Raw genomic sequence first — 1,738 nt, 5'->3', positions numbered from 1 at the left:
GCTAATTTGATAATACCTGCTGGTAATTCATCACCTACAGAAATTGTAAACTTCTCACGACGTAAAGAACCTTGTAAATCGTTTTCTTTAATCTTGTAGTTGTGAATTAAATCTGCAACTAGTTGATTCGTATAATCATCAGTTGTCCATTTTCCAGACACTAAATGCGCATAATCATCAACAGCATTTAACATTTTAAGTGTGAATTTTTTACCTTTTGGTAATACTTCTTCACCTAAATCGTTAAAAATTCCTTGAGCTGTTTTACCATTTACTATAGCAAATAGTTTTTCAACTAAAACATCTTTTAACTCATCAAACTTTCTATCGTATTGCGCTTCTAAAGCTAAGATATCATCTTTATCTTGAGCTCTTTTACGCTTATCTTTTACCGCTCTTGCGAATAATTTCTTTTCAATTACAACACCATGTAATGAAGGTGAAGCTTTTAAAGATGCATCTTTAACATCTCCTGCTTTATCACCAAAAATGGCACGTAATAATTTTTCTTCAGGAGTTGGATCAGATTCTCCTTTTGGAGTAATCTTACCAATTAAGATATCACCAGGTTTAACTTCAGCACCAACGCGAATCATTCCGTGTTCATCTAAGTCTTTAGTAGCCTCTTCTGAAACGTTAGGAATATCATTTGTTAATTCTTCGTTACCTAATTTAGTATCTCTTACTTCTAAAGAATACTCATCAATATGAATAGATGTAAATATATCTTCACGAACAACTTTTTCAGAAATTACAATCGCATCCTCAAAGTTATACCCTTTCCAAGGCATAAAGGCTACTTTCATATTTCTTCCTAAAGCTAGCTCTCCTTTTTGAGTTGCATAACCTTCACATAAAACTTGACCTTTAGTAACTTTATCTCCTTTAACTACAATTGGTTTAAGGTTAATAGAAGTTCCTTGGTTTGTTTTTCTGAATTTAACTAATTGATATGTTTTAATATCAGAATCGAAACTTACTTTAGCTTCATCTTCAGTACGATCATATCTAATTTTAATCTCATTAGCATCTACATAAAGTACAACTCCTGTTCCCTCAGCATTAATTAATACTCTAGAATCTGAAGCTACTTGACGCTCTAAGCCTGTACCTACAATCGGTGCATCTACTCTTAATAATGGAACTGCTTGACGCATCATGTTTGATCCCATCAAGGCTCTATTCGCATCATCATGTTCTAAGAACGGAATTAATGAAGCCGAAATAGATGAGATTTGATTAGGTGCAACATCCGTATAATGCAATTCAGACGGGTCAATTACTGGGAAGTCACCTTCCATTCTAGCAATTACCTTGTCGTGTAAAATTTTACCCTTAGCATCAACTTTAACAGTTGCTTGAGCGATTAATTTTTCTTCTTCTTCTTCTGCACTTAAATAAATTGGTTCATTTTTAATATCAACCACACCATCAGTTACTTTTCTATATGGGGTTTCAATGAATCCCATAGAGTTCACTTTAGCATATACTGAAAGTGAAGAAATTAAACCAATATTTGGTCCCTCTGGTGTTTCAATAGGACAAAGTCTTCCGTAGTGTGTGTAATGAACGTCACGAACCTCAAAACCTGCTCTTTCTCTTGATAAACCTCCTGGTCCAAGAGCTGATAAACGACGCTTATGCGTAATTTCAGCAAGTGGATTGGTTTGATCCATAAATTGAGATAACTGGTTTGTACCAAAGAATGAATTAATTACAGAAGACAATGTCTTTGCAT

Annotated in this window: 1 protein-coding gene; it reads right to left on the bottom strand. The window is 33.9% G+C overall.

What is annotated here, in order from left to right:
• Positions 1 to 1,738 (bottom strand): DNA-directed RNA polymerase subunit beta (gene rpoB, locus WBN21_RS12675; protein ID WP_424200839.1); only part of this gene is annotated, 1,738 nt, incomplete at both ends.

Origin of the sequence: Algibacter sp. (assembly GCF_049667265.1) — a bacterium.
Classification (GTDB): domain Bacteria; phylum Bacteroidota; class Bacteroidia; order Flavobacteriales; family Flavobacteriaceae; genus Algibacter_B.
The sequence above is the reverse complement of the archived record's forward strand: the minus strand, read 5'-3'. Positions and strand labels throughout refer to the sequence as shown.